This window comes from Pseudomonas baetica (assembly GCF_051216495.1).
GTDB classification, from domain to species: Bacteria; Pseudomonadota; Gammaproteobacteria; order Pseudomonadales; family Pseudomonadaceae; genus Aquipseudomonas; species Aquipseudomonas baetica_B.
In genome coordinates this window covers 175,261-198,823 of record NZ_JBPKAM010000001.1, presented here as the reverse complement: position 1 = coordinate 198,823, position 23,563 = coordinate 175,261, and the positions used below count along the sequence as shown (strand labels likewise).

19 protein-coding genes and 3 pseudogenes are annotated in these 23,563 nt (G+C 56.2%); 16 read left to right on the top strand and 6 right to left on the bottom strand.

The genetic code is table 11. From position 1 onward, the window contains the following. Positions 1-792 (bottom strand): 2-(1,2-epoxy-1,2-dihydrophenyl)acetyl-CoA isomerase PaaG, encoded by a 792-nt coding sequence (paaG, locus tag ACSFE6_RS00965; protein ID WP_435425879.1) that lies wholly within the window; start codon positions 790-792, stop codon positions 1-3. A 51-nt stretch (positions 793-843) separates the two neighbouring features. Beyond that, the gene (gene paaF, locus ACSFE6_RS00960; protein WP_085718962.1) at positions 844-1,617 is read right to left on the bottom strand and encodes a 2,3-dehydroadipyl-CoA hydratase PaaF; all 774 of its coding nucleotides are present in this window, start codon (positions 1,615-1,617) and stop codon (positions 844-846) included. A 361-nt stretch (positions 1,618-1,978) separates the two neighbouring features. On the opposite strand from paaF, the gene paaY reads away from it, so the two are divergent. The 3 genes from paaY to feaR all read left to right on the top strand — a co-directional run bounded on the left by paaY (position 1,979) and on the right by feaR (position 4,595). Further along, positions 1,979-2,578: a phenylacetic acid degradation protein PaaY gene (paaY, locus tag ACSFE6_RS00955; protein WP_435425878.1), complete on the top strand. Its 600-nt coding sequence runs from the start codon at positions 1,979-1,981 to the stop codon at positions 2,576-2,578. Positions 2,579-2,656: 78 nt separating this feature from the next. Further along, on the top strand, positions 2,657-3,580 hold the full coding sequence (gene paaX, locus ACSFE6_RS00950) for a phenylacetic acid degradation operon negative regulatory protein PaaX (RefSeq protein ID WP_435425877.1): 924 nt from the start codon (positions 2,657-2,659) through the stop codon (positions 3,578-3,580). A 100-nt stretch (positions 3,581-3,680) separates the two neighbouring features. Continuing rightward, the gene (feaR, locus tag ACSFE6_RS00945) at positions 3,681-4,595 is read left to right on the top strand and encodes a transcriptional regulator FeaR (RefSeq protein ID WP_435425876.1); all 915 of its coding nucleotides are present in this window, start codon (positions 3,681-3,683) and stop codon (positions 4,593-4,595) included. 311 nt (positions 4,596-4,906) lie between these two features. Here feaR and tynA read toward each other — a convergent pair whose 3' ends face one another. Then, the gene (tynA, locus tag ACSFE6_RS00940; protein WP_435425875.1) at positions 4,907-7,183 is read right to left on the bottom strand and encodes a primary-amine oxidase; all 2,277 of its coding nucleotides are present in this window, start codon (positions 7,181-7,183) and stop codon (positions 4,907-4,909) included. Positions 7,184-7,561: 378 nt separating this feature from the next. Here tynA and ACSFE6_RS00935 point away from each other — a divergent pair, with 378 nt between their 5' ends. From ACSFE6_RS00935 to ACSFE6_RS00925, 3 genes are all read left to right on the top strand, one after another. Further along, complete coding sequence (locus ACSFE6_RS00935; protein WP_435425874.1) at positions 7,562-9,064, top strand: aldehyde dehydrogenase family protein; 1,503 nt, start codon at positions 7,562-7,564, stop codon at positions 9,062-9,064. Positions 9,065-9,370: 306 nt separating this feature from the next. Further along, positions 9,371-10,099: a hypothetical protein gene (locus ACSFE6_RS00930; RefSeq protein ID WP_435425873.1), complete on the top strand. Its 729-nt coding sequence runs from the start codon at positions 9,371-9,373 to the stop codon at positions 10,097-10,099. Positions 10,100-10,145: 46 nt separating this feature from the next. After that, on the top strand, positions 10,146-11,102 hold the full coding sequence (locus ACSFE6_RS00925; RefSeq protein ID WP_435425872.1) for an AraC family transcriptional regulator: 957 nt from the start codon (positions 10,146-10,148) through the stop codon (positions 11,100-11,102). Positions 11,103-11,134: 32 nt separating this feature from the next. On the opposite strand, the pseudogene ACSFE6_RS00920 reads toward ACSFE6_RS00925, so the two are convergent. Beyond that, positions 11,135-11,931, bottom strand: a pseudogene (locus ACSFE6_RS00920) (IS5 family transposase). A gap of 607 nt (positions 11,932-12,538) precedes the next feature. Here ACSFE6_RS00920 and ACSFE6_RS00915 point away from each other — a divergent pair. Then, positions 12,539-14,371, top strand: a complete 1,833-nt coding sequence (locus ACSFE6_RS00915) for an amidohydrolase (protein WP_435425871.1) — start codon at positions 12,539-12,541, stop codon at positions 14,369-14,371. A gap of 645 nt (positions 14,372-15,016) precedes the next feature. Here ACSFE6_RS00915 and ACSFE6_RS00910 read toward each other — a convergent pair. Beyond that, positions 15,017-15,732 (bottom strand): annotated as a pseudogene (locus ACSFE6_RS00910) (IS5 family transposase). A 241-nt stretch (positions 15,733-15,973) separates the two neighbouring features. On the opposite strand from ACSFE6_RS00910, the gene benA reads away from it, so the two are divergent. From benA to ACSFE6_RS00885, 5 genes and pseudogenes are all read left to right on the top strand, one after another. Next, positions 15,974-17,332, top strand: coding sequence for a benzoate 1,2-dioxygenase large subunit (benA, locus tag ACSFE6_RS00905; RefSeq protein ID WP_435425870.1), 1,359 nt, complete (start codon positions 15,974-15,976; stop codon positions 17,330-17,332). After that, positions 17,329-17,814, top strand: a complete 486-nt coding sequence (gene benB, locus ACSFE6_RS00900; RefSeq protein WP_435425869.1) for a benzoate 1,2-dioxygenase small subunit — start codon at positions 17,329-17,331, stop codon at positions 17,812-17,814. The genes benA and benB overlap by 4 nt, the downstream gene beginning before the upstream one ends. Positions 17,815-17,883: 69 nt before the next feature. Beyond that, positions 17,884-18,897 (top strand): benzoate 1,2-dioxygenase electron transfer component BenC, encoded by a 1,014-nt coding sequence (benC, locus tag ACSFE6_RS00895; RefSeq protein ID WP_435425868.1) that lies wholly within the window; start codon positions 17,884-17,886, stop codon positions 18,895-18,897. A 36-nt stretch (positions 18,898-18,933) separates the two neighbouring features. After that, a complete protein-coding gene (locus ACSFE6_RS00890; protein WP_435425867.1) occupies positions 18,934-19,695 on the top strand; it encodes a 1,6-dihydroxycyclohexa-2,4-diene-1-carboxylate dehydrogenase in 762 nt (253 codons plus the stop codon). 61 nt (positions 19,696-19,756) lie between these two features. Next, positions 19,757-19,834 (top strand): annotated as a pseudogene (locus ACSFE6_RS00885) (hypothetical protein); the annotation flags it as partial. 51 nt (positions 19,835-19,885) lie between these two features. Here the strand turns inward: ACSFE6_RS00885 and ACSFE6_RS00880 are convergent. Next, positions 19,886-20,785 (bottom strand): LysR family transcriptional regulator, encoded by a 900-nt coding sequence (locus ACSFE6_RS00880; protein WP_435425866.1) that lies wholly within the window; start codon positions 20,783-20,785, stop codon positions 19,886-19,888. A gap of 113 nt (positions 20,786-20,898) precedes the next feature. Between ACSFE6_RS00880 and ACSFE6_RS00875 the strand changes: the two genes are divergently transcribed. The 4 genes from ACSFE6_RS00875 to ACSFE6_RS00860 are packed head-to-tail and all read left to right on the top strand — an operon-like array spanning position 20,899 to position 23,449. Continuing rightward, positions 20,899-21,528 (top strand): NADPH-dependent F420 reductase, encoded by a 630-nt coding sequence (locus tag ACSFE6_RS00875; protein ID WP_435425865.1) that lies wholly within the window; start codon positions 20,899-20,901, stop codon positions 21,526-21,528. A gap of 20 nt (positions 21,529-21,548) precedes the next feature. Next, positions 21,549-22,346: a DODA-type extradiol aromatic ring-opening family dioxygenase gene (locus ACSFE6_RS00870; RefSeq protein ID WP_435425864.1), complete on the top strand. Its 798-nt coding sequence runs from the start codon at positions 21,549-21,551 to the stop codon at positions 22,344-22,346. Between the two features lie 13 nt (positions 22,347-22,359). Continuing rightward, on the top strand, positions 22,360-23,034 hold the full coding sequence (locus ACSFE6_RS00865; protein ID WP_435425863.1) for an alpha/beta hydrolase: 675 nt from the start codon (positions 22,360-22,362) through the stop codon (positions 23,032-23,034). Between the two features lie 16 nt (positions 23,035-23,050). After that, a complete protein-coding gene (locus ACSFE6_RS00860; RefSeq protein WP_435425862.1) occupies positions 23,051-23,449 on the top strand; it encodes a DoxX family protein in 399 nt (132 codons plus the stop codon). The last annotated feature ends 114 nt before the right edge of the window (positions 23,450-23,563 follow it).

Genomic DNA, 23,563 nt, shown 5'->3' with positions numbered 1-23,563 from the left:
TCAGCGTCCCTTGAAACTTGGGGTGCGTTTTTCCATGAAGGCGCCGACGCCTTCGCGGTAATCCTCGCTACGCCCGGCCAGGCGCTGCAGGTCGCGCTCCAGGTCCAGCTGCTCGTCGAAGCTGTTGCTCAGGCTGGCGTTCAGGCTGCGCTTGATCAGCGCCAGACCGTAGGTCGGTTGCGTGGCGAGGTGGCGGGCCAGTTTCAGCGCTTCATCGCGCAGCTCGGCGTCTTCCACGCAGCGGTAGATCAGGCCCCATTGCTCGGCCTGTTCGGCGCTCAGGCGATTGCCGAGCAGGGCCAGGGCCTTGGCGCGGGCCATGCCGACCAGGCGCGGCAAGGTCCAGGTGCCACCGGAATCCGGGATCAGGCCGATCTTGCAGAACGCCTGGATGAAGCTGGCCGAGCGCGCGGCCAATACCAGGTCGCAGGCCAGCGGAATGTTGGCGCCGGCACCGGCCGCCACGCCGTTGACCGCGCAGATCACCGGCAGCGGCAGGTCGCGCAACTGACGGATCAGCGGGTTGTAGAACTTCTCGATGGACTCGCCCAGATCCGGCACCGCGCTGCCCGGCGCGACGTTGCGGTCGCTCAGGTCCTGCCCGGCGCAGAAACCGCGACCCTCACCGGTCAGCAGCAGTACGCGCACGTCCGGGTTCTGCCGAATCTGTTTCAGCGCTTCCTTCACTTCGCCATGCATCTGGGTGTTGAAGCTGTTGAGCTGGTCCGGCCGGTTGAGGCTGAGCAGGGCGACGCCGGCCTCGATGGAAAACAGGATGTGTTCGAAGTTCATGGTCTTGGCGCTCTCTTGGAGGTCATTCGAGTTCGGATTTCTGTGGCCGCTTTATTGCCCAGTGAAAGTCGGGCTGCGCTTTTCCTGGAAGGCGGCAATGCCTTCATCGCGGTCGCGGGTGCCGGCCAGCACGGTGAAGGCGTGGCGCTCGAAGCGCAGGCCGCTGGCCAGGTCGGTGTCCATGGCCTTGAGCAGCGCTTCCTTGGCCAGGCGCACGGCCAGTGGCGCCTTGACCGCGATGCTGCGGGCGATGTGCAGGGCGCGGTCGACGGTAAATTCCGGTTGCGTCACTTCGCTGACCAGGCCGGCGCGTTGGGCCTGGCGGGCGTCGATCGGCTCGCCAGTCAGCACCATCTGCATGGCCATGGATTTGCCGACGGCGCGCAGCAGGCGTTGGGTGCCACCGGCGCCGGGCATGATCCCGAGGTTGATTTCCGGTTGGCCGAAGCGGGCGTCCTCGCCGGCAATGATGATGTCGGCATGCATGGCCAGTTCGCAGCCACCGCCGAGGGCGAAGCCGTTGACCGCGGCGATCAGCGGTTTGCTGAAGCGGGTGATGGTTTGCCACGACGCCTGGCGCGGATCGTCGAGGATGCCGACCAGGTTGCGCTCGGCCATTTCCTTGATGTCGGCGCCAGCGGCGAAGGCCTTGCGGCTGCCGGTGAGGACCACGGCGCGGGTGTCCGGGTCTGCTTGCGCGGCATTCAGTTCGTCGGCCAGTTCGCCCAGCAACTCGGTGGTCAGGGCGTTCAGGGCTTGCGGGCGTTGCAGGGTAATCAGGCGGACGCCGGGCTCGATCAGTTCGACGGCAAGGGTTAGAGGCATGGCGGATGCCCTCACGGTGCACGCTCGGCTTTAATGCCGGCTCATTTTTGGGGCGGCGCGGTAGGCCGGGCTACCCGAGTATACCTTCAATGCGATACAGAAATGCAACATTAAAATTTGTTTTATGTGTCTCAAGTGTCAGGGTGTTGTGGGGTATCCTTGGCCTATAAAAGTAAAATGCCGTCAATTTTTCTATGTTTAATGGTTTTTATGACCATTTTAGCGGCAGATATGGCAGGCATAAAAAGAGGAGTTAAAAGCGATACGGTTTTGTGTTGTTTATGGTGGTAAATAAAATGTGATACAAGGTATTCCCATGTCAGCATAGCTTTGCGCTATCTGCTCTTGGAGGAAACGCGCCATGACCTGCTACAGCCTCGATGGTCTGACCCCGGTGGTCGACCCCAGTGCCTATATTCATCCGTCAGCGGTGCTGATCGGTGACGTGATTGTTGGCCCCCATTGCTACATCGGGCCGCTGGCCAGTCTGCGCGGGGACTTTGGCCGGATTGTGCTGGAGGAGGGTGCCAACCTACAGGACACGTGCGTGATGCATGGTTTCCCGGACAGCGACACGGTGGTCGAGCGTAACGGCCATATCGGCCATGGCGCGGTATTGCATGGCTGCCGGATTGGCGCCGATGCTTTGGTGGGCATGAATGCCGTGGTAATGGACAATGCGCGCATCGGTCCTCGCTCATTTGTCTCCGCGGCGGCTTTTGTCAAAGCCGGATTTGAATGCCCGGAGCAGTCTCTGGTTATGGGTGCACCGGCCAGCGTCAAGCGCAGTCTCAGTGATGAGGAGGTATCGTGGAAGCAGGCGGGGACTCGCGAGTATCAGCAACTGGCCAAACGTTGTCTTGAGCAGATGCAGGTCTGCGAGCCGCTGAGTGAGCCGGAGCCTGATCGCCCACGCATCAGCGACAGAGGCTTACGGCCCAAGGGAACGGTGGCGCGATGAGCGGGCGGCGCAACAGCGCGATGGTCACGAGGCCCGCTCGCCGGGTATATTTCAGCCTTTTTCCTATCCGGTACGCCCATGTCGTCCCTTGCTCCGTTGAATACTCTTATCACACGCTTTCAGGAACAGACGCCGATCCGCGCCAGTTCATTGATCATCACCCTGTATGGGGATGCGATCGAACCGCACGGCGGTACAGTGTGGCTGGGCAGCCTTATCCAGTTGCTCGAACCCATAGGTATCAATGAAAGGCTGATCCGTACGTCGATTTTTCGACTGACCAAGGAAGGCTGGCTGACCGCCGAAAAAGTGGGTCGCCGTAGCTATTACAGCCTGACAGGTACAGGTCGGCGGCGTTTCGATAAGGCCTTCAAGCGGGTCTACAATTCAGCCGTACCGGCCTGGGACGGTTCCTGGTGCTTGGTGATGCTCTCGCAGCTGACGCAGGACAAGCGCAAGCAGGTGCGTGAAGAGCTGGAGTGGCAAGGTTTTGGTGCGATCTCGCCCACGGTATTGGCCTGTCCACGCAGCGATCGGGCCGATGTCAATGCGACCCTGATCGACCTTGGTGCCCAAGAAGAAACCATCGTCTTCGAAACTGCTGTCCAGGATGTGTTGGCCTCCAAGGCGCTGCGCCTGCAAGTGCGCGAGAGCTGGAGCATCGAAGAACTGGCGGCCCATTACAGCGAATTCATTCAGCTGTTCCGACCGCTCTGGCAAGCACTGCGCGAGCAAGAGAACTTGCAGCCGTCCGATTGTTTTCTGACTCGGGTTCTGCTTGTTCATGAATATCGTAAATTGCTGTTGCGCGACCCGCAGTTACCGGATGAGTTGTTACCCGGTGACTGGGAGGGTCGCGCAGCCCGACAGTTGTGCCGCAACATTTACCGATTGATCTTCGCCAAGGCGGAGGAGTGGTTGAACGGTGCGCTGGAGACTGCCGATGGCCCGTTACCGGATGTCGGCGAAAGTTTTTATCGCCGTTTTGGCGGGCTTAGATAGCCCGCTCTTGTTCGAGGAGAATCACTGTTCAGGAGATTCGAATCATCCCGATTTATTGGGGTGGCGTAGACAATAAAAATAACCCTGCGTGAGGCCTGACATGATGTATACAACTGCACATCGCCGTGATGGGTTTGATCAATGGATCCATCAGATCAATCAGATCTGTGGCGCTTTCAGCGCACAAGCACTGGGGGCTGAGTTCTCCGGCCAGATTCAGGAATACCAAAGCGGCGCGCTGAAACTCAGTTTTGTCGATGCCTACCAGGCTCGGCTCTATCGAACGTCGTTGGAGGTCGCCGCTGGCGAAGGAGGGAAATACTTTGCGGTATTCCAGCTCAAGGGCACAGCCGGTATGGCTCAAGGTGATAGTCGGGTTTTGCTGTCGGCCGGTGATATCACCCTGATCAACGCTTCACGCCCTAGTGACTTCATCTACAGTGAGAATTCCCGACAGTTATCGCTGATTCTGCCTTGCCGTTTGGTTGAGCATACCCTGCGTTTCAAACAGGTCAAATGCTGTCACCGGATTGCCGCGACATCACCTATTGCAATGCTTTCTCATCATCTGATACTGGATGTCACTCGCCAGAAAAACCTGAACCAGCAAGAAAGCGAGGCGACCCTGGAGGCCGTTGTAAGCTTGCTGCGGCCAGCGATAAGTCGTACAGACGACTGCAGTGATTTGCATGAGCGCATCTTCCGCAAGACCCTTGACTGCATTGACGATCATATCCGTTCGGAAGACCTCTGCCCTGAATGGTTGGCACAAAGAGTCGGTCTTTCGAAGCGTGGTCTTTATCGGATGTTTTCCAGGAGGGGTCTGGTGGTCGCTCGATACATCAAAAATCGCCGCCTGGATTTGTGTGCTGAATCCTTGCGCCAATCGGGGGCGGAGCAGAAGCTGTCGGACCTGGGTTACTCGTGGGGGGTTTCCAATTCGAGCTATTTCTCAACGGCGTTCAAAGCGCGTTTCGGGGTTTCTCCGGGGGAGTACCGCAAAAAGCATGCTTAACGCGAAAGGGCTTTAAAGAGCCTGTGTCAGGAATCTCCTTAAATTAATGCCAGTCAGTTAAGCTGACTGGCATTTTTTATTTTGATCGGATACTTCGGGGGCTTAACTCGATCAGAAGGGCTGAGCAATACCCCCCCCCTCCGCGCCTCAATCGAGTCGTAGGGTAGGGGTGATTTGTGGGGGGTATCAATGTTCGACGAGATGCATAAAAAAATCCGATGCCAGTACAGGCATCGGATGTTGCTTTCTTGCAGCCAAGGTCAAGCAAAAGGCTTAACGGATCAGCATTTGGTCGCCTTGTTTATTTAGGTTTATAGGTTAAGCGTTGGCGTCTCATCGAAAAAGTTCCACGGCTTCAACAGCACATGCACCCATTCGGTTGGCATGATCGGCCATTCTTCGGCACGGGCGATGTGGGTGGTGCCGGTGGTCAGCCAGACCACATCGTCGGTGTTCTCGATGGAGTGGTTGTCCTGGGTGAATTGCCCCAGGCCCGAATCCTTGTCCGAGCGGTTCGGGTATTTGCCTTCGGGGTATTTTTCCTCGGGGTTGTATTGCGTCACCCACAGTTGCTTGTCCATGAAGCTCAGGCGGTGGTACAGCCATTCGTCCTTGCCGAAGTTGGCACCCTTGGCCACCGGGTGTGTGCCGCCAGCGTATGGAATCAACTGATAGGAAACCGGGTTGCCGACTTTGTTTTCCTTGCTGAGGTTGGTCAGCAGGCGCACGGTCGACGGGTCGAATTTCTGCGCCGCCTGCTGCTCGTTGCCGACTACTTTGGTTTCGGTCTGCATGGTGCTGGTGCGCGGGCCGCCACGGTCGTTCGGTAGCACCACCGGGTTCACTTCCACCAGCGAGTTCTGCTCGCCGTCCACGTCCATATCGAGGCGGAAGTTGTAGATGTGCTGGTGCGTGGTGCCGACGATGTTGTGGTCTAGCAGGGTGCCGTAGCGGGTGTCTTCTTTGGCGGTGTCTTCGTGCATGGTTTTCGATTTCACGCCCTTGACCGCTTCGATGCCGGTGGCGCCGGCGTCGATACCGATGGTGCCGTTCTGCTGGAAGACCCAGTCGAAGATGTAGTCGTAGTTGCCCACGGTGCTGATCCAGCGCACCACCAGTTCACGACGCTCGGTGCTGAGGTTGGGCTGGCCCATTTCCTGGTGTTTGTATTCCGGGCCGGCGTAGCGCTCGAACACCGCCATGGCGCGCGGGATCGCGGTCGGTGCGCCGGTGTAGTCGGCGATGGTGGCGTCCAGCAGCACGGCGTTTTCCGGAGCGTCTTTGCCGCGGGCAATCGGTGAAGTCAGGGTGCCCATGCCGTAGTCGCCGGAGTCGAGGTAGGCCTTGAAGTACCAGCCGATATCCGGGTCGCCGTAAGGCACGATCATGCCGCCCAGCGAGCCTTCGTACATGATTTTGCGTTTCTTGCCTTTGTCGTCGTAGGTGACGGTGGACAGGATCGGACCGACCCGCGAATCGAGGCGAACGTGGAAATCCCAGTTCTGCCAGTGAATGCTGTTGCCGCTGATGGTGTAGTTCTTGCCCTCGGGCTCGGTGATTTCCAGCGGTTTGACCTCCACGCCCTTGCGTCCGCGCCCGTCATAGGGCGTCGGCTTCATCGGCACCGGGATCAGCGCTTCGTCTTCGATCTTGATCAGCTTCTTCTGTTCCAGATCGACAATCGCCACCAGCCCTTCAATCGGGTGCGCCCAGTAGTTGCCGTCATCGGTGTTGAGGTAGCTGACGATTTTCAGCAAACGCTTGTCCTGTGCCAGGCCGTCCTTGCCGTCGAAGTAACCGACGGTCAGCGGCGTGGCCACGACCTTTTTCACATCGTTGATGCCGCGCTTGGCCAGGGCCTGGGCGTATTCTGGGCTGGTCTCGACGGCCGATTGCACCGTGGCGAAGTCGTCCAGCAGCACCATGCCGTGGGCGCCTTCGATCGGCTTCCAGGACTTGAGTTGTTTGCTGTCGAAATCGACCAGCGCCTCGATCACGTGCTTGCCGTCGAGCACCACGATTGCGGCCTGGCGCGGCTGGGCGACGTTCTGCCCGGTCAAGGCGAAGTTCCACACCTGATCCTTGGGCGGCTCCTTGATCGAGACTTCGGTAAAGCGGAAACCGGGTTTGTAGTTTTCCGATTTCTTGACGATGTCCACGGCCGTGGTGATTTCGGCGGCGCTCAGGGGATTGAGCGGGTTAGGGCGGGTCTCGACGACGAAGGTCTTGTCCAGCCCGGACTGGAACACCTGGTTGATGAAGTCCGTGGACATGAACGCCGTGTGGTCCTTGAACACCACTGGCACTGTCAGCTCGATGCGCTTGCCGTTGAGCATCGCCACTTTGCTGTCGGGCTTGACCTTGAGATAGACCCCGTCCTTGGCGATGGTGAACAGGTTGGCGTAATCGTCCCATTTGACCGTGGCGCCAAACTCCTCAAGGGTCGATTGCAGAGGCACCATTTCTGCGGCTGCCCCGTGGGCGTTGGCAGTGGGCAGCCAGCAGGGCGACCCGAGCGTGCCCAGGGTGATGGCCAGTGCGAGTTGAGCAAGTGCTTTTCTTTTTGTTGATGCTCTTGGCGTGAACATTTCTGAATTCCTAGAGACGAGCAGAGGACAGGTGCGCATTGATTTTGCTACAGCGGATGGATGTCTTCTTTTGGTTTTTTGCCAGAAGCTTTTTGCTCAGTGCCTAAATCAGGTTTTCCTGATGGATAGATCGTTAAAGATGAGAATAGTCGGGGCTGAGCCAAGGTGAAGGTAGCTGGGGAGGTAACGGATCCACTCAGTGATACCGAATACTCTGGATTCAGATTGGCAGGGACAGAAACTTGTCTGGCACAGACGAAAAGTCAAAGACGCAATGACTGATTTAACCTATCGCTGAAAGCACTATTATTTTTATTGTGTCGCTGTTGACTAATGCAGCGTGCAGTTATTTCCAACAATCAGCGTGAGGTCAGGGTCATGAACCACGTCAATAGGATCGCGACACTAGACAGCGTCAACTCTTTCTTGAAGCGAAGCCATGGTTTGTACATCGACGGCGGTTGGGTTAGCGCCCAGTCCACCACTACGCTACCGATCTACGACCCTTCAACCGGCCTTCAGATCTCCTCTACCGCTGACGCAAATGAGTACGATGTGGAGCGCGCGGTGAAGTCGGCCCATAGCGCTTTTGTTTCTGGCGTGTGGTCGCGCCGTATACCGGCAGAGCGCGAACGTATTTTGCTGCGCTTCGCTGATTTGCTCGAACAACATGCTGAAGAACTGGCTCAGTTGGAAACCCTGGAGCAGGGCAAGTCGATTGCTGTTTCGCGGGGCTTTGAAGTGGGCTGCACATTAAACTGGATGCGCTATACCGCAGGGCTGGCCACCAAGATATCGGGGCGTACCCTGGACCTGTCGATCCCTGTTCCCGCCGGTGCGCGATATACCGCGTATACGCGCAAGGAACCTATTGGTGTGGTCGCCGGCATTGTTCCATGGAACTTTCCGCTGATGATTGGCATGTGGAAGGTGATGCCCGCTCTGGCAGCCGGTTGTTCGATTGTGATCAAACCCTCTGAGAGCACTCCTCTCACGTTAATGCGCATGGCCGAGCTGGCTACCGAAGCCGGCGTTCCGGCGGGGGTGTTCAATGTGGTGACCGGCAGCGGAAGCGTGTGCGGTAAAACGCTGACCACTCACCCACTGATCAGCAAAATCAGTTTTACCGGGTCGACCGCAACGGGTAAGGGGATCGCCCGTAGCGCGATCGACCGGCTGACCCGAATTACCCTTGAATTAGGTGGTAAGAATCCAGCCATCGTACTCAAGGACGCCGACCCGAAACAGGTGGTTGAAGGCTTGATGATGGCCAGTTTCCTGAATCAGGGTCAGGTGTGTGCCGCGAGTTCGCGCATTTACATAGAAGCCCCTCTTTTCGACCGGTTAGTGGGTGATTTCGAGTTGGCGGTCAAAGGCCTTTCGATTGGGCCGGGCATGGATCCGACCGCTCAGATCAATGCGCTTGCCTCTAAAGCGCATCAACAGAAAGTCGAGTCCTTCCTGGCAGAGGCCAGCACTCAACAGGCTGAGTTGATCAGTGGCGCAGTGGTGCCGAACGATAAAGGCTTTTACGTTTCACCTACGTTAGTCATCAATCCCGGCGATGGTCTTTCATTGACTCGCGACGAAGTCTTCGGTCCCGTAGTAACTCTGACGCGGGTAGTTGATGTCGAAGAGGCGCTAGCCAGGGCCAATGATACCGAGTACGGGCTCACGGCGAGTTTGTGGACCAGTAGTCTGTCGTCGGCAATGGATCTGACCCCGCGTATCGAGGCTGGCACAGTATGGGTCAACAGCCATACACTGATTGATGCGAATATGCCTTTTGGTGGTTTCAAACAATCTGGAAATGGGCGAGATTTCGGCGTCGATTGGCTCGATGCTTTCACTGAAACCAAATCTATTTGCATTCGACATTAATCGCTCATGACCGACGATTGGATCACAACTAGATTGTTATGAGCTTTCGATTATAGCTTTAGAGCCTGGTTGACCTGCCTGTCAGCGTCTAACCCTCGTCACCCAGCCGCCAGTACTCATACGGGCGGCTGGGGAAGCTTTAAATGTATTAATTATCAAAAAACTGCTTCTATTAGTTGGTGGGTAATATCAATTTTATCCTCGCCATGGCTTGTATTAGAAATGTTGAAGAACCTAAGAAAACTCTTCAGAAAATATGTCGCTTATGAGCATCTAGGGACGGACGCTGGACTGAGGTTGCAGTAAATGCAGAAACGAATAGTTAACCCGCTTCTAAAGTTTTCCGTAATTATTGGCGGCCTGCTTGCGATCCTCTGCTGTGAGTCCTTGCTGGCGGACACGGTCACACTTAGTGTCCCATTACCTGATCCACTCCCTCAGTTAAGGGTGTTGACGTTCCTTGTGGGGCTGCATTTGCTTGGCCTTTGCTTCGGTCTCGGTGGGGCGACGATGCTGGACCTCTGGATCCTGCGCTGGCTGCGCAGGGGGAGTCTGCCAGTTGAAGTAGGACGCACATTCCACTTCATTAGCGACGCAGTCGCCATTGGGCTAGTCCTCTTGTGGCTTTCCGGTCTTGGCTTCCTCGCACTCTATGTAATGGAGGCGCCGGACAAGCTTGAAAATCCCAAGCTCTGGGCGAAAGTGCTTGTAGTGAGTGTTCTAACTATCAATGGAATGATCATTCATGCGTTCGTATTGCCGGAGGTTCTGCGCGACTTGAGCCGCCCTCTTCTTTATGGGGTTTCCCGTAGTAGGGTCGCTATATTTCTCGTGTCAGGTGCTGTCTCCGGTGTGTCTTGGTACACAGCCTTCGCCTTTGGCATATTTCGAGAGCTGAACAATAGTGTCACGTTCACTCTGCTGATCATCATGTGGTTCACAGCAGCAGTAGCTGCATCGCTCGCAGTGGCTCTGCTCTGGTGGAAATTCTTCGGTATGGGCAGGAGAGCTTCCCTCGTTCAGTCCTCTGACTGAAGCGAGCGTAGTGATCGAAATAGTTAAAGCGTCGAGTACCTTTCCGATGGATAGCCAGCTGCTGACTGAGCGCAGTCGAGTGTTTCAAAACGCAGATCCCCGCACAGTCTCCGATTATGTGAACTTGCATGTCGGACAGCACCGCATCGGTCTGGCTAAAACCACCCACCCACTGGCCAGTCTTAACCATCGAAGATTTGCCGATCTTGATCTGTGCCGTATAAGTTATGGCGGGAGCGTGCGTGTTACTTCGCCTGCCCTGGAAAATATTTATCACCTTCAGGTACTGCTGAGCGGCAACTGCCTATGGCGAGGTCGCAATCGCGAGCACTATCTTTTGCCCGGCGAGTTGTTGCTGATCAACCCGGATGACGCGGTTGATCTGACCTATTCGCAGGATTGTGAGAAATTCATTCTCAAGATGCCGGTAAAACTCCTCGAGTCGGTATGTGATGAGCGGCGTTGGCTTCGCCCCGCCAGTGGCATACGTTTCTTGTGCAATCACTATCGTCTGAGCGAGCTAGAGGGCTTTCTCGGCTTGCTAGCGATGGTTTGCCAGGAATCGGAGGCCAGCGACCCGCAGCTATGGATTCAGGAACATTACACCCAGATTGTCGGTAGCAAGCTGCTGTCGCTTATGAAGACCAACGTAAGTCGCGAATGCCTGGGCTCCCCCATTGGCAGCCTTGAACGGATTCTTGATTACGTTGAGAGCAACCTGAAGCAGGAGTTGAGTGGTGAGGATTTAGCGGAGCGGGCACACATGAGTTTGCGCTCGCTCTATGCGCTGTTTGAGCGTCAATTGGGCATCACGCCCTTGCAGTACATCCGCCAGCGCAAGCTGGAACGTATCCATAACTGTCTAAGTGATTCGAGTTGCCAGGTGCGCAGCCTCACCGAAGTGGCACTGGATTACGGTTTCCTGCACCTCGGTCGCTTCTCAAAAAGCTACCTTTTGCAGTTCGGTGAACTTCCCTCCCAAACCCTTAAGCGCCGCTCCTGAGTACTTCTCTCATCCGTTCACTGCTCATGGCTCTAAGCTCTGTACGAAAAGCAATGTCGTAAACACCGCATAGTACAAGCCAGTGAGACCATCGCCGCATAACTTTTCACGAGCTTGTCGAAGTGCGTAACGATGCGGCGGTTCTCCTTCAGCCAGCCAAACATACGCTCGATGGTGTTGCGCTGCCGATACTTGGGGAGGTCAAGTTGTCTCGGTAAACCCGGCTTAGGTTTGCGCTTCATGCTGCACAGTGGGATGACCGGTTGCATCCGGTAGCGGTCGCAGTTACGACGCAGGGCTTCGGCGTCATAGCCCTTGTCGGCCAACAACCAACGGCAGCGTTTGCGGGGACGACCGCGCAAGCTTGGGATGTAAGCGCCATCCAGCAACGGTTGGGCATAGGCGATGTCGCTGGCTTACCCGCTCGACAGTAGAAAACTCAGCGGTGCGCCATTGGTGTCGCACAGCATGTGGATCTTCGTCGTCAGACCGCCCCGGCTACGTCCGAGCGCATGATCTTGCGGTTCTTCAGGCCCCCTTTTTCCCTGCACCAGAAGAGGCCCGGGTTGCGCGTACCGTTGTGGAGTCAATCATCCAGGTATCTAGATCGATTAACCCTTGCTCGTTCAACCTGATGTGAAGCCGCTTGAGCATCAGGTTGAATGCCCCTGCGATTACGCCAATCTCGAAACCGCTGATAGACCGTGGACTATGGGCCAAAGTACTCGGGCATATCGCGCCAGGCGGCTCCCGAGCAGGGCACCCAGAGTATGCCGTTGAGCATCACGCGATCATCTGCGCGAGGCCGGCCGTTTCGACGACTTTCCATAAAGAGATCAGCGACCAAATCCCAGGCCGCATCGGAGAGTGCCTACCGCTTTGCCATCCATGGATTCCTTTCCTTCGATGACTGCGAACTCTACCGAATCTCGGCGCCCAAGAGCCCTCTGTGAGATCTCAAGGAATGTCGTACAGAACCTAATGTAGGGAATCGAATTCTTTCCCCGGGCGCCCCCAAAATAGGGGGTACCCCAGTAGTTATTGCTCCGCCGGTTCTGGCCCTATCTGACGCGGTGCGACCAGGGCAGTTGCTCTGGCAGATTGCGATCATTGACTCTGCCCTCGATTTCAGAGCAGTAATCCTGAATCAAGGCACCCTCAGCCCAGTGTTTCTCGCTGTGCCAAAGTCGGCTAACGCCATGCGTTCATCAAGATTAACTTTGCATCATCGTTAGTCAATCTGAGCCCCAGAAACCAAAGTGTTTGCACGTGCACTTCGTGGTCGGCTTGTCTGCGATCTCCCTGCACCTTATTCGGCCCGCAAGGCCGCGCCGATATATTAACCAGCGCGCTTGGGGAATGGCTTCAGCAGGGGGGCTAGAAAACCTGGGGTCTCGAGCCCCGAACAAAGAACGATTACTCAAAGAGGCAGTAGCATGTCCCAATCGTTGCAACGTACCCTGATTTTCGGCGGTTCTGTTCTAACTCAGAACGAACGGCGTGAAACACATGAGGCCTTGGTCCTCGAAGGCGATACCGTGCTGGCCACTGGTTCGCTCGTAGATATGCGGGCACTAGCTGGTTCTTCGTCGAGGAAAATCGATGTTGATGGGGCCTGCGTGATGCCTGGGTTGATCGACAATCACCCGCACTTTCTGCATTTCGGCAGCTTCGATGTGTTGTGCGTCAAGCTGTACGATGCTCGCGACCACGACGACATTCGAACTCGCCTCCGCGAGCGTGCTGCTGTCACTCCGCGTGGCGAATGGATTGTCGCCACGCCGGTAGGCGAGCCGCACTATTTTATCCGCCGCTCCTGGCGCGATCTGCCTGAAGGCCGCCTACCTAACCGCTATGAACTGGACGCCGCTGCCCCGGATCACCCCGTTTGGATTCAGGCCTTCGCGCCGACATTGCCCAATGTCTGCGCCATGAATTCGAAGGCGCTACAGGTGCTAGGGTTTACGCGCGATCTGCCAGATTTCATCGACGATGTGTTCGTCGAAAAAGACGCGAACGGCGAACTGACGGGCATCTTCAGTGGCTACGTGACCAATTACTACAATAGCAGCCGATTCTGGCTGACGCGCGTGCTTGCGCAGGTGATGCGTCCGAGCGACGACCTCTGGTACCAGGGGGCGATGGCGGGGCAGTTATCAGCCGCGCAGCGAGGCATTACCGCCGCCTACGAGGGTCACGCGATGGAGCCGGAGCACATCTCCGCTTATCAACGCGCGCGGGATGAAGGAAGCCTGAACATGCGTGTCCTGGCGGCGCTGGAGATAGAGTCTGTCGCGTTCGATTTCGGCATGGGGCTGACCGACGATGGCCTTCGGGCCCGGTTTGCGCTGGCAGCGGGTTTGACACAGACCGTCGATCCGCTGTTTCGTGTCAACGGCATGACGCTCGGTGTCGGCGGGCCCGGCTGGACGGGCCACATGCCGACCGACCGCACCTACAGCGACCCCTTTGGGCGGCCAACGCGCGGACACTCGTTTATTTCAGGGGATATTGAGCGTGAAGCGATCGAATATTGCCTGCGCAATGATCTCCGCTTGAATCTCATGCCGACGAGCGGTCGCGATCATCGGCGGTTCCTCGAGAACCTCCAGCCATTCCTCGCCGACTGGAATGTAGGTGCAAGGGAATGGGTCATGCAGCACAACATTTTCATTGACGACGCCACGATCGAGCGCTTTGCCGAGCTGCAATTCCATTTTTCCGGCACCATGAGCTTCTGCTTCGGAAAGGGCGATATGTACCGGCAGCGCATGGGAGAGCAAGTACTCAAGGAACTCTCTCCCATCGGAAAGATCTTCGCTTCAGGCGCCAACATCGGTTTGGGCAGCGACTGGGGACCTGCAAGCGTATTCGAGCACCTGGCGCTCGCGGAGACACGCGAGTTTGCAGGCTCCGGATACCGGCACGACGGCCCGGGCTATTCCATCACTAGACAACAGGCGTTAGACGGTTGGACGACCAATAACGCCAAGTTGATGCAGTGGGCTGGTATTGGAGCGTTGAGACCTGGGTATAAGGCGGACTTGGTCATTGTCGATCAGAATCCGCTCACCTGCACCCTCGACGCGTTGTCCAAGACGCAAGTACTACGAACCGTGCTAGGTGGGAAGGATGTATTTGATACGAGCATTCTTCCTCGTCTAGACGAGGCCGAGCTGCCTCCTGAGCGCTTGCAATCCCTGAAGAGGTCCACGACTCTCCGCTCGGCGGATCACGAGTGCGGCCCGCACTGCAATCATCAGAAATAGATAGCTTCTCGGCGGCACCGCCATGCGAGGGATCCAGCTGGCAAGCTAGTTCGCAGCACGGTGTTGCCGCCGAGCTTTAGCAAGTAGTCAATGGACTTTCAGTTTACCGTCTTTTCCGGATACGCAAGGCGCATCCTTGCGGTAATGAGGAAATAGCTGCGAGTTTGGCAAACCACATTGATTGGTGCGGATGTATTAAGCTCGACGCGACGATGGCTAACTCATCCATACGAGTGCGCGGCTGACTGAAGGAGGGCTCATATGCATATATGCGGAGCGAAAGTTTACGTGGCTCTGCTTTATTCTGAAGTTTTATTGGATGCTCCGATCTGTGACGGGAGCTTTTGCTGCGGAAGGTGTGCGCCAGAAAATAGGGCCTTGGTCAAGGTCAAGATCGTTAGTGCCAAGCATGGTGGGCTCTGCAGGTAACGCTTTACTGCAATGTAGTTACTAGGGATGGTCTGAAGTAGCCACCGATATTTTGATACCCATCCCATTTGGGGTTGAAAAAAATCGGTGGCCTGCCAAAAATCAGGCTTTGGCTCTTCTTAATTCATTGTTTTTTCTTGAGCAGCGCCTTTTCTCCGCGCATTTCGCGCATCACAGGCGCACCTCTCCCGCAACCAGCAGCCGTTTTCGCATCATTCACAGGTTCGACAGGGCAAATAGCGTGGTCTGTTGCGCGGTGTTTTTCATCAGCCCGCGATAGCGCACTTTCGTATAGCCAAACAGACGCTTGATCACTCGAAACGGATGTTCAACCTTGGCCCGTACTTGGACCTTCGCGAATTCGATTTTGCGACACACCTGAGCGATCAAGCTCTTCTTGCCGTGGTTCTTATACGTGCTGGGCCGCGCGGCGATCGACCAGATCGTTTTGCGGTTCTGATGCTCAGGCCGTTTGTCCACGCCGGTGTAACCGGCATCACCAGAGACGCAAGTTTCTTTGCCGTGCGGCAATTGATCGACTTGAGTACGTCCGAGCGCATGATCTTGCGGTTCTTCAGGCCGCCTTTTTTCCCTGCACCAGAAGAGGCCCGTGTTGCGCGTACCGCTGTGGAGTCAATCATCCAGGTATCTAGATCCATTAACCCTTGCCAGTTCAACCTGATGTGAAGCCGCTTGAGCATCAGGTTGAATGCCCTGCGATTACGCCAATCTCGAAACCGCTGATAGACCGTGGACCATGGGCCAAAGTACTCGGGCATATCGCGCCAGGCGGCTCCCGAGCAGAGCACCCAGAGTATGCCGTTGAGCATCAGGCGATCATCTGCGCGAGGCCGCCCGTTTCGACGACTTTCCATAAAGAGATTGGCGACCAAATCCCAGGCCGCATCGGAGAGTTCATACCGCTTTGCCATCCATGGATTCCTTTCCGTCGATGACTGCGAACTCTACCGATTTTCAGCTCCCAACAGCCCTCAATGAGATTTCAAGGGATTTCGTACAGAACCTAGGGCATCTTTTAAGTCGAAACAAATTGATGCGGTTGCAGTTGCTATCTGCACAAAACGGATAGCGATCTGCAAAAAATGGATATTGCTGTGTGAGTTGTCTCCCTATTCTGCTCTGGCCCGTACAATAACAATGGAGGCCCTGGCCATGTCCCTGGGAATCGACTACCTGAATGCCATGCTTGAGGAAGACCAGGTAAAAGGCGTCTACCGCTGCAAACGGGAGATGTTCACTGATCCTGGGCTTTTCGAAATGGAGATGACGCACATCTTCGAGGGCAACTGGATCTACCTTGCCCACGAAAGCCAGATTCCGAACAAGAATGACTTCCTGACCACTACCATGGGGCGCCAGCCGATCTTCATCGCGCGCAACAAGGATGGTGAGCTGAATGCCTTTCTCAACGCCTGCAGTCACCGCGGCGCCATGCTTTGCCGGCACAAAAGCGGTAACCGTTCCAGTTATACCTGTCCATTTCACGGCTGGACCTTCAACAACAGCGGTAAGCTGCTCAAGGTCAAGGATCCGAGTGAGGCAGGGTATCCAGCCAGTTTCAACTGCGAGGGCTCTCACGACCTGACCAAAGTGGCTCGTTTCGAGTCCTATCGCGGCTTTCTGTTCGGTAGCCTGAATCCTGACGTGAAGTCGCTGGCAGATCATTTGGGTGAGTCGGCCAAGATTATCGACATGATTGTTGACCAGTCTCCTGAAGGGCTGGAGGTTCTACGTGGCTCAAGTTCCTATATCTACGAAGGTAACTGGAAGCTAACCGCTGAAAACGGTGCAGACGGCTACCATGTGAGCTCCGTTCACTGGAACTACGCCGCCACTCAGAATCAGCGTAAGCAGCGCGAGGCGGGCGAAGAGTTCAAGACCATGAGCGCTGGTAGCTGGGCCAAGCACGGCGGCGGATTCTACTCCTTCGACCATGGACATTTATTGCTCTGGACCCGCTGGGCCAACCCGGAAGATCGGCCGGCCTACGAGCGTCGGGATGAACTGGCCCGCGACTTTGGGCAAGCCCGTGCCGACTGGATGATCGAGAACTCGCGCAACCTCTGCCTCTACCCGAACGTGTATCTGATGGATCAATTCAGTTCGCAGATTCGCGTCGCCCGACCCATTTCCGTCGACAAGACCGAGATCACCATCTACTGCATAGCACCAAAAGGCGAGAGCGCCGAAGCTCGTACCAAGCGCATCCGTCAATACGAAGACTTCTTCAACGTCAGCGGTATGGCTACGCCCGATGATCTGGAAGAGTTTCGCTCTTGCCAGACCGGTTACGGTGCCGGACGTGGCTGGAATGACATGTCCCGTGGCGCTACCCATTGGGTGGAAGGCGCCGATGCGGCGGCCCAGGAAATTGATCTAAAGCCTCTGCTTTCCGGCGTGCGCACAGAAGACGAAGGCCTGTTCGTGCTGCAGCACAAGTACTGGCAAGAAACCATGCTCAAGGCGGTCTCAGCCGGGAAGCAATTGATTCCCGTGGAGGCCGTGCAATGAGTACCTATGAAATTGTGCGTGACTTTCTCTATCGCGAAGCGCGCCTTCTAGACGATGGCCAATGGGACGAATGGCTGGAGCTGTATGCTGCCGATGCCAGCTTCTGGATGCCGTCTTGGGATGACAACGACACGCTGACAGAGGATCCGCAAAGCGAAATTTCGCTCATCTGGTACGGGAATCGTGGAGGCTTGGAAGATCGCGTATTCCGTATCAAGACCGAACGATCGAGTGCGACGATGCCCGATACTCGTACTTCGCACAATCTTAGCAACATAGAGATCGTCGACGAGGAGGGGGGCTTTTGCCATGTGCGCTTCAACTGGCACACGCTGAGCTTTCGCTACAAGACCACCGACAGTTATTTCGGAACCAGTTTTTACACCTTGGACCTGCGCGGCGAACGGCCGTTGATCAAGGCTAAGAAAGTAGTCCTGAAAAACGATTACGTCCGTCAGGTCATCGACATCTACCACATTTGATCGACGCGGTGACGAGTCGCTGTCGGTACCTTCGGTTACCGAGACTCGTCATCCCGGGCGAGGTGCAATATGAGCTTCCAGATCGCGCTGACTTTTGAAGACGGGGTGACCCGTTTCATTGAGGCGGCCGGCCACGAAACCGTAGCCGATGCCGCTTATCGCCAGGGCATCAACATTCCTTTGGATTGCCGAGACGGTGCCTGTGGTACCTGTAAATGCTTCGCCGAAGCGGGTCGTTACGCGATGGGCGACAATTTCATCGAAGATGCGCTGAGCGAGGAAGAGCTCGCCCAAGGTTACGTTCTGACGTGCCAAATGCGTGCTGAAAGCGATTGTGTGGTGCGCGTGCCGGCGTCCTCTGAGGTATGCAAAACCCAGCAGGCAAGTTTTGAGGCGACTATCAGCGATATCAGGCAGTTGTCCGAGAGCACTATCGCACTGTCCATTAAAGGTGAGTCCCTGAGCAAGCTCGCTTTTTTGCCGGGCCAGTACGTCAACTTGCAGGTGCCGGGCAGTGACCAGGCCCGTGCCTATTCTTTCAGCTCACTGCAGAAGGACGGTGAGGTCAGCTTTCTGATCCGCAACGTGCCCGGCGGACTGATGAGCAGCTTCCTTACTGGATTCGCCAAGGCGGGTGACAGCATGTCTCTGGCAGGTCCGCTGGGCAGTTTCTATTTGCGGGAAATCAACCGGCCACTGCTGTTGCTGGCCGGAGGTACCGGGCTGGCACCTTTCACGGCCATGCTTGAGAAAGTTGCGAAGGAGGGTAGTCCGCACCCCCTGCATCTGATTTATGGCGTCACCAACGACTTTGACTTGGTCGAGCTCGATCGCCTGGAAGCCCTCGCCGCTCGGATCCCTAACTTCACGTTCAATGCCTGTGTGGCCAACCCACTAAGTCATTACCCGCGCAAAGGCTTTGTCACCCAGCACATCGAGCCCGGCCACCTGAACGAAGGTGACGTGGATGTATACCTTTGCGGTCCACCGCCGATGGTCGAGGCGGTCAGCCAATACATCCGCGAGCAGGGTATTACGCCCGCGAACTTCTATTACGAAAAGTTCGCGGCTGCTGCGGGCTGATCCCCCTCCCGAAGGGCTCTTGAATTCGAGGTTGCCATGAGTAACAGATTCAACAATAAGGTCGCGCTGGTCACTGGCGCGGCTCAAGGTATTGGTCGCAGCGTTTGCGAACGCTTAATCAATGAAGGTGCACGGGTTGTTGCCGTGGATCGTTCTGAACTGGTTCATGAACTGCAGCGAGAGGGCGTGCTGACATTGACGGCTGACCTGGAGCTATACGAGGACTGTGCGCGGGTGATGGCGGTCGCTGTAGAAACCTTCGACGGCCTGGACGTACTCATCAACAACGTCGGCGGCACTATCTGGGCCAAACCGTTCGAGCATTACGAGGTGGAGCAGATCGAGGCGGAAGTGCGCCGCTCACTGTTCCCCACGTTGTGGTGCTGCCATGCGGCACTGCCATATATGCTGCAGCAAGGAGGCGGCGCCATCGTCAACGTTTCTTCGATCGCCACGCGCGGTGTCAACCGCGTCCCCTATGGCGCAGCCAAAGGTGGGGTGAATGCCCTGACCGCCTGCCTGGCATTTGAAACCGCTAAACACGGGATTCGCATCAACGCCACCGCGCCCGGTGGCACGGAGGCGCCACCGCGACGCATCCCTCGCAATAGCGTGCAGCAAACCCCACAGGAAAAAGATTGGTACCAGGAGATCGTCGATCAGACAATCGAAAGCAGCTTGATGAAACGCTACGGAACGATCGATGAGCAGGTTGGGGCCATTCTTTTTCTGGCTTCCGACGATGCGTCCTACATCACCGGTGTGACCTTGCCAGTAGGCGGTGGCGATCTCGGCTGACCTGCTTGTTTCAGCCGATGCCGGTTCCGGCTGACATCGGCCAGCACCAACTGACGCAGTTTCAACGCTTAATCCGGCAGTGTCGCTGGTTTTGGTGGCGCTCACAGGTCAGTTCATGCCGGGCATGGCAGTGTTGCGCACGCAGGCGTCAGCCTGTTTCGTCGTGTTCCAGTGTCGTAAAAACGCTTGATCATTGTCCCCATCGCGGATCGGCAAACCGCTCCACTAAAAAATTAATGAGCACGCGAACCTTGGGGGCCAGGTGCTTTCGGCTGGGGTATACGGCGTATATTCCTAACTCTACAGATTTGTACTCAGACAGGACCTCTACCAGTTCTCCGTTGCGGATGTCTTCAGCGACCATGAAGCTGGGCTGCAACGAAACGCCCCCGCCCGCCAAGGTGATGCTTCGACAGGTGTCTCCGTTATTACATCGGATGATCGAGCGCGTACGCACGCTTTCACGGCCATTGGGTCCCTCAAAGACCCAGTCACTCCCACCAGAAAAGTGGGTATAAGCCACCACTCCATGCTTCGTCAGGTCGGCCAGCGTACGGATCGGTGCATGGCTGGCGAGATAGGAGGGCGAGGCACACAAGCACATCCGGGTGCTGGCCAGCCGACGCCCAACCAGCGATGAGTTCTCCATTCGCGCAATACGCACGGCCACATCGAATCCCTCCTCGACCAAATCAACGAGTCGGTCATTCAAACTGATGTCCAACTCGATTTTCGGATAGGCCCTCATGAAGTCAACCCAAACGGGCCCTAGGTGCAGAATTCCAAAACTGACAGGCGCATTTACTCGAAGCACCCCATTCGCCTCGGGTGCAACTGATGAAACGGACTCCTCCGCTTCCTCCATCATCGCCAGTATCTCCTTGGCCTGATTGTAGAACTGCCGCCCCTCTTCCGTGAGAGAAAGTCGGCGAGTCGTGCGGTGAAGTAACCGCGCCCCGAGGCGCTCTTCCAGGCAGCTCACATACCTCGAAATCGCCGCCTTCGACATCACTAAAGGTTCAGCTGCGCCTACAAAACTGCCCTTATCGACCACTGCGCAGAAAACCTGCATTTCAAGCGCTCTGTCCATGATCATCTCAGTAAATGGAACTATTTATCTCATTCAGCATTATTTATCTCAAATTTTCTACTTATAAACTGACCCCATCCAAATGAGTCAACCCAACTGAACGGGGGGTAGTTATGAAAGTCACCGTAATTGGTACCGGTAATATGGGGTCAGCTTTCGCCAAGCAGCTTTCCAACGCCGGCCACACTGTTCGAATCACTGGTCGCGATACTGAAAAAGCGAAGGCCCTGGCTGATCGGTTTCCAAACGTCAACGCATACACAGCATCCGAGGCGCTGGGGGACAGTGATGTAGTGATCGTTGCGACTGCTTACAGTGATGCGGCACAGGCGTTGCAAAGCTTGGGAGATCTGAGCGCGAAGGTGATCATCGACATCACCAATCCATTGAGCGCCGACTACATGTCCCTGACCATTGGTCACGTGACAAGTGCCAGTGAAGAAATCGCCAAGGCGGTACCTCGGGCCCATGTCGTGAAAGCCTTCAACACCCTGTTTGCTCAAGTGCTTGCAGATGGCCCTGACTTCTCCAACGAGCAGCGTGGATACGTATTTGTCGCTGGTGACAACGACCGAGCCAAACAGACCGCTATCTCGCTGGCACAGAGCATAGGGTGGAACACCTTGGACGCGGGCGGAATCGTCAACGCCCGATACCTGGAACCTCTGGCGGGCCTGAACATTTACCTGGGCTACGGTGCAGGACTGGGCACCTCCATCGCGCCTGCCTGGCTCAACAGGTAACTCACACCGGCGCAATCACCATGAATGCTTCATTTCCACTGCTGTTTGTGTCTCATGGGGCTCCGACGTTCGCCATCGAGCCAGGTATGGCTGGTAAACAACTGGCTGAACTCGGTCGTGAACTTTCACACCCTGATGCAATCGTGGTCATCTCGCCACACTGGATGACCAGGGGCGAGGTTCGCGTCACCGCGAGCACCGCCCCCAAGACCATTCATGATTTTGGCGGTTTCCCCCAGGCTCTATACGAGTTGAACTACCCCGCACCAGGCTCGCCAGAGCTGGCGCAGCACATCGTTGATGGGCTTGTCTCTGAGGGCTGGAGGGCACGGCTGGACACAAATCGAGGGCTCGACCACGGCGCATGGGTGCCGTTGATGCACCTCGCCCCACAAGCGAGCGTGCCGGTGGTGCAAGTGTCGATGCCTATGCCCATGGATACACACAGCGCCTTGAAATTTGGCGAGGCATTGAAGCCGTTACGTGCTCTGAACGTTTTGATAGTCGCCTCCGGATGCGTTACGCATAACTTGTATGAATTCCGAAGCACGTCCTCCCTTGATGCTGACTACGTAAGGAAATTTGCCAACTGGACGGCGCAGACGCTTCAGTCCGGGAGCACCGAACGACTGCTGGACTACCGACGCCTTGCCCCAGCCGCCGAGCGTGCTCATCCGACCGACGAGCATCTCCTGCCTTTGTTCATAGCACTCGGAGTGATCGGCAACGAATACGACGTGCGTGTTCTGAAGGGCGGTATTACTCATGGGGTGCTGGCGATGGACAGCTACCTCTTGAACTCGGCTCAATCCATATAAGGCATTCCCGATCATGCTGCATGAATCCAGTTTTTCAGAAGTGACACGAGATCCCGAGTCTGGCCTTCTCTTTCGAACGAGTCGCAACGCCTCGAGACCTAAAGCACGTTTGCTATTGCTCCACGGTGTCGGCTCCAACGAAGCCAATCTGGCAAGCCTGGCTGCATCGCTGCCCCAGGAGCTGGAGATTTTGTTGCTGCGTGGGCCGGTGCTGGCGGGAGCGCAAGGCTTCGCCTGGTATCAGGTCACCTTTACCGGTGATGGCCCAAGGTTTAATCAGGAACAGGCCGAGTCCAGTCGGCGGCTGTTGCGGCAGTTCATCGAAGGGTTGTCTGCGTTGCCGACCGTCATCGCAGGCTTCAGTCAAGGAGGAATCATGAGCGCCAGCCTCGGTATAACAGAGCCTGAATTGGTTGCGGGATTCGGTGTGCTGAGCGGAAGGATATTGCGAGAAATCGCTCCACAGATTGCCTCGCGAGATCGCCTCAGATCAATTTCTGCATTCATTGCCCACGGACATCGAGACAGTGTGCTGCCCATCGAGTGGGCAACGGAAGCCGATGAATGGCTCGACACAGTCGGCGTCGTACGTCAGACCCATTTCTACGACATGGCCCACGAGATTATCGCCGCTGAACTAGCTGATTTCTCTCAATGGCTGACAAAAACGCTGCTAACTGATAATTGAAAAAAGGAACTGCTCGATGATTGATTCACGTACCGCACCTTACGCTGCATTTGTCATGCGCCTGGCTCTCGGCATCATGTTCATTGCTCATGGCCTGACTAAAGTCTTCGTTTTCACCCCGGCAGGTACTGCCGGATTTTTCGAATCTATCGGTTTTCCCGGTTTCCTGGCGTATCCGGTCATAGCATTTGAAGTCATTGGAGGGTTGCTGCTGGTGCTAGGCGTATATGTACGCTGGGTGGCGGCGATAGCGGTGATCCAGTTGTTCGCTGCAGCGACGGTCCATTTTGGTAATGGTTGGAGCTTCACGAATGCCAATGGTGGTTGGGAATACCCGATCTATCTTTGCGTGACGGCTTTGGGGGTCGCATTGGTGGGGGAAGGTGCTTTCGCTGCTAAATCCTCAAAAATATAGATCTGTCTTCTCTCCTCAACAATGAAGCCTTGGAGCAATGCTCCAAGGCTTCATCGGATTTACTGTGATCATAAAAGTGCATGGGTAACTGCCGTATTCGGCAAGGCATCGAGT

Excerpts from the sequence above, each read along its gene's own strand:
- paaG (WP_435425879.1), bottom strand. The coding sequence starts at position 792 with ATGAACTTCGAACACATCCTGTTTTCCATCGAGGCCGGCGTCGCCCTG.
- paaF (WP_085718962.1), bottom strand. The coding sequence starts at position 1,617 with ATGCCTCTAACCCTTGCCGTCGAACTGATCGAGCCCGGCGTCCGCCTG.
- paaY (WP_435425878.1), top strand. The coding sequence starts at position 1,979 with ATGACCTGCTACAGCCTCGATGGTCTGACCCCGGTGGTCGACCCCAGT.
- paaX (WP_435425877.1), top strand. The coding sequence starts at position 2,657 with ATGTCGTCCCTTGCTCCGTTGAATACTCTTATCACACGCTTTCAGGAA.
- feaR (WP_435425876.1), top strand. The coding sequence starts at position 3,681 with ATGATGTATACAACTGCACATCGCCGTGATGGGTTTGATCAATGGATC.
- tynA (WP_435425875.1), bottom strand. The coding sequence starts at position 7,183 with ATGTTCACGCCAAGAGCATCAACAAAAAGAAAAGCACTTGCTCAACTC.
- ACSFE6_RS00935 (WP_435425874.1), top strand. The coding sequence starts at position 7,562 with ATGAACCACGTCAATAGGATCGCGACACTAGACAGCGTCAACTCTTTC.
- ACSFE6_RS00930 (WP_435425873.1), top strand. The coding sequence starts at position 9,371 with ATGCAGAAACGAATAGTTAACCCGCTTCTAAAGTTTTCCGTAATTATT.
- ACSFE6_RS00925 (WP_435425872.1), top strand. The coding sequence starts at position 10,146 with ATGGATAGCCAGCTGCTGACTGAGCGCAGTCGAGTGTTTCAAAACGCA.
- ACSFE6_RS00915 (WP_435425871.1), top strand. The coding sequence starts at position 12,539 with ATGTCCCAATCGTTGCAACGTACCCTGATTTTCGGCGGTTCTGTTCTA.
- benA (WP_435425870.1), top strand. The coding sequence starts at position 15,974 with ATGTCCCTGGGAATCGACTACCTGAATGCCATGCTTGAGGAAGACCAG.
- benB (WP_435425869.1), top strand. The coding sequence starts at position 17,329 with ATGAGTACCTATGAAATTGTGCGTGACTTTCTCTATCGCGAAGCGCGC.
- benC (WP_435425868.1), top strand. The coding sequence starts at position 17,884 with ATGAGCTTCCAGATCGCGCTGACTTTTGAAGACGGGGTGACCCGTTTC.
- ACSFE6_RS00890 (WP_435425867.1), top strand. The coding sequence starts at position 18,934 with ATGAGTAACAGATTCAACAATAAGGTCGCGCTGGTCACTGGCGCGGCT.
- ACSFE6_RS00880 (WP_435425866.1), bottom strand. The coding sequence starts at position 20,785 with ATGGACAGAGCGCTTGAAATGCAGGTTTTCTGCGCAGTGGTCGATAAG.
- ACSFE6_RS00875 (WP_435425865.1), top strand. The coding sequence starts at position 20,899 with ATGAAAGTCACCGTAATTGGTACCGGTAATATGGGGTCAGCTTTCGCC.
- ACSFE6_RS00870 (WP_435425864.1), top strand. The coding sequence starts at position 21,549 with ATGAATGCTTCATTTCCACTGCTGTTTGTGTCTCATGGGGCTCCGACG.
- ACSFE6_RS00865 (WP_435425863.1), top strand. The coding sequence starts at position 22,360 with ATGCTGCATGAATCCAGTTTTTCAGAAGTGACACGAGATCCCGAGTCT.
- ACSFE6_RS00860 (WP_435425862.1), top strand. The coding sequence starts at position 23,051 with ATGATTGATTCACGTACCGCACCTTACGCTGCATTTGTCATGCGCCTG.